The sequence below is a fragment of the Trichloromonas sp. genome, assembly GCF_041583255.1.
In the GTDB taxonomy this organism is placed as follows: domain Bacteria; phylum Desulfobacterota; class Desulfuromonadia; order Desulfuromonadales; family Trichloromonadaceae; genus Trichloromonas.
In genome coordinates this window covers 1-3,306 of the sequence record NZ_JBFHGD010000295.1, presented here as the reverse complement: position 1 = coordinate 3,306, position 3,306 = coordinate 1, and the positions used below count along the sequence as shown (strand labels likewise).

The 3,306-nt window shown below is 64.2% G+C and carries 3 protein-coding genes; 1 reads left to right on the top strand and 2 read right to left on the bottom strand.

The window, feature by feature from the left end:
* Together ABYV89_RS15860 and ABYV89_RS15855 are read right to left on the bottom strand one after the other, a co-directional pair.
* A partial coding sequence (locus tag ABYV89_RS15860; RefSeq protein WP_432823908.1) for an efflux RND transporter permease subunit occupies nt 1–894 on the bottom strand: 894 nt, incomplete at its 3' end.
* A gap of 113 nt (nt 895–1,007) precedes the next feature.
* Nucleotides 1,008–2,138 (bottom strand): efflux RND transporter periplasmic adaptor subunit, encoded by a 1,131-nt coding sequence (locus tag ABYV89_RS15855; protein WP_432823907.1) that lies wholly within the window; start codon nt 2,136–2,138, stop codon nt 1,008–1,010.
* A gap of 280 nt (nt 2,139–2,418) precedes the next feature.
* Between ABYV89_RS15855 and ABYV89_RS15850 the strand changes: the two genes are divergently transcribed.
* On the top strand, nt 2,419–3,306 hold an 888-nt coding region (locus ABYV89_RS15850), incomplete at its 3' end, for a glutamate-1-semialdehyde 2,1-aminomutase (protein WP_432823906.1).

Sequence of the window (3,306 nt, the reverse complement as noted above, 5' to 3'; positions counted from 1 at the left end):
CTTGATGACGTCGAGGGCGTTGGCGTTGGGTAGCGGCCAGATCCCCATGAAGACGGCGGTCTGTCCCGAGAAACGCACCTCGGCGTCGTAGCTCTCCGCCCCCAGGGAGACATCGGCGATGTCGCCGATGCGGACGATGGCCCCGTCCTGTTCGCGCACCACCAGGCGCTGGAACTCGGCCACCGAGTTGAGGTTGGTGTCGGCGGTGAGGTTGACCTGGATCAGCGCCCCCTTGGTCTGGCCGAGGGCGGCCAGAAAATTGTTGGCGGCCAGGGCCTGGCGCACCTGGGCCGGGCTGATGCCGAAGGCCGCCATCCGCTCGGGCTTGAGCCAGATGCGCATGGCGAAGGTGCGGGCGCCGAGAATGTCGGCCCGCTGCACCCCTTCAAGGGCCGACAGCCGGGGCTGAACAATGCGCACCAGGTAGTCGGTGATTTCGTTCTGCAGCAGCAGGTCGGAGGTGAAGCTGAGGTAGGCCGAGGCGAACTGGCTGTCGGCCGACTCGATGTTGATGACCGGCACTTCCGCCTCGGGCGGCAGGTCGGCGCGCACCTGGTCGACTTTCGAGCTGATTTCAGCCAGCGCCTTGGTGGCGTCGTAGTTGAGCTTGAGGCGGGCGGTAATGGTCGACAGCCCGAGCCTGCTCTGGGATTCGAGGTAATCGATGCCGTCGGCGGCGGCGATGGCCCGCTCCAGCGGGGTGGTGATGAAGCCGCGCACCAGGTCGGCGCTGGCGCCGACATAGACGGTGGTGACGGTAACCGTCGAGTTTTCACTCTGTGGGTACTGGCGCACGTTGAGGGTGCGGACCGCCTGCAGCCCGGCGATGATGATGACGAAGCTGATCACCAGGGCGAGCACCGGACGGCGTATGAACAGGTCGGTGAATTTCATGGGAAAGCTCAGTTAATTCGAAAAGATTAGCCACAGAGGCACGGAGACACAGGGAGTGAATAAGGGTCACAGGCACTTCTCTGTGACTCTGTGTCTCCGTGGCAGATTTAACGTCAGTTGTTCTCCGGTTTCGGCGCCAGCTGAAACTCCGGCGCCAGGGTGTTGTCCACCACCACCGACTGGCCGTTGCGCAGCTTGAAGACCCCGGTGCTGACCAGGGTGTCGCCTTCGCCCAGTCCCGAGGTCACGGCGACAAAGTCCCCCCGCTTGGCGCCTAGCCGCACGAACTGCTGGCGCAGCAGCAGCCCTTTTTGACCGCTCTTTTCATCCGCCTGCTCCTCGACCACGAAGACCGAGTCGCTGTAGGGGGCATAAAGGACGGCGGTGGCCGGGATCACCAGGCCTTGCAGCTGCCCGGGCAACTCCACCGCCACGCTGGCGAACATCCCTGGCCGCAGCTGTTCATCCGCATTGGCTACGGTCGCCTGGATGCGGATGTTGCGGGTGGCGGCATCGATTTCGGGGCTGATGGCTGTGATGGCGCCGCGCAGCTCCTGTCCCGGCAGGGCGTCGGTCGTCAGCCGTACCAGCATCCCGACCCGGAGCTGGCCGAGCTGCTGCTGCGGCAGCAGAAAATTGACAAAGATCGGATCGAGGGCCTGCAGCGAGACGATGGCGTCCCCCTCGCGCAGGATCTGGCCGAGATTGACCTGACGGATGCCGAGCCGGCCGGAAAAGGGGGCGCGGATGGTCTTCTTGGCCATGGAAGCGCGGATGTTGTCGGCGGCGGCCAGAGCCTGCTGGTGGTTGGCCACGGCGCTGTCGAGTTCGGCCGGGGAGATGATCTTCTGCGCCAGCAGTTCGCGCATCCGGTTCAGGTTGAGCCGGGCCAGTTCCACAGTCGCCTCGGCACCGGGCAGCTGGGCCTGCTCGGACGAGACATCCTGGCGCAGCAGCACATCCCCTTTGCGGACTTTGCTCCCCGCCTCGAAGCGGATCTCCGTCACCTTGCCGGGGAGTTCGGCGGCCAGCGTGACCCCCTGCACCGCCTCCAGCGAGCCGACCGCGGTCAGCAGCGATTCCCAGGTTTCGCTGCGCACCACGGCGGTGGTCACCGTTTCGGGCGGCGGGGCGAACTGGGCCCCGGCGTCGATCATCTTGCGGATCTGGAGAACTTTGATGCCGGCGATGACGCCGATGATGATGAGCAGCCCGACGATGGTGAGCAGAATCCGTTTGACCATGATTTCAAGCCTGCAAAAAGTGTTTGTGCCGCCAGCGGCGAGGTACATGCTAAAGCGGACAATAAACGGATGATTTCCGTCAATAAGGATATATATTGTATCCAATAATGAAAAAAGGAAAAGCCCGGGGTGGATTTACTCGCGCGAGTCGCCGGCTTGTCACCGTCGGGCGGCGCACTTCTTGACAAGGGGGAATGGGCTGTGTTAAGCACTCGGAATCCGTATCCTTGAACCATCCGGCCGCTGTCTTCGGGCCGATCAACCAGTATAGGGGGCATCCATGAATCACCAGAAATCCGCGGCGCTCTTCGCTCAGGCCAAGAATATCATCCCCGGCGGGGTCAACAGCCCGGTCCGCGCCTTCAAGTCGGTCGGCTGCGACCCGATTTTCATCGCCCGCGCCGAAGGTTCGAAAATTTACGACGCCGACGGCAACGCCTATATCGACTACGTCGGATCCTGGGGGCCGATGATTCTCGGCCACTGCCACCCGAAGGTGGTCGAGGCGATCCAGCAGGCGGCCGCCAGCGGCGCCTCCTTCGGCGCGCCGACCGAGAAAGAGATCACCCTGGCCGAGATGGTCCGCGAGGCCTATCCCAATATCGAAAAGGTGCGGATGGTCTCCTCCGGCACCGAGGCGACCATGAGCGCCATCCGCCTGGCCCGCGGCTACACCGGCCGCGACAAGATCCTCAAGTTCGACGGCTGCTACCACGGCCACGCCGACTCGCTGCTGGTCAAGGCCGGCTCCGGCGCCGCCACCTTCGGCGTGCCGACCTCCCCCGGGGTGCCGGCCGATTTTGCCAAATACACCCTGACCGCCACCTACAACGATCTCGCTGAAACCAAGGCACTGGTCGCCGCCAACAAGGGCGAAATCGCCTGCATCATCCTCGAGCCGATCGCCGGCAACATGGGCTGCGTGGCACCGAAGGCCGGTTTTCTCGAAGGGCTGCGCGAATTGTGCACCGCGGAAGGGATCCTGTTGATCATCGACGAGGTCATGACCGGCTTCCGGGTCGCCTACGGCGGCGCCCAGGAGCGATTCGGCGTCCGCGGCGACCTGGTCTGCCTCGGCAAGATCATCGGCGGCGGCCTGCCGGTCGGCGCCTTCGGCGGCAAGCGTGAGATCATGGAAAAGCTTTCCCCCGAAGGGGGCGTCTACCAG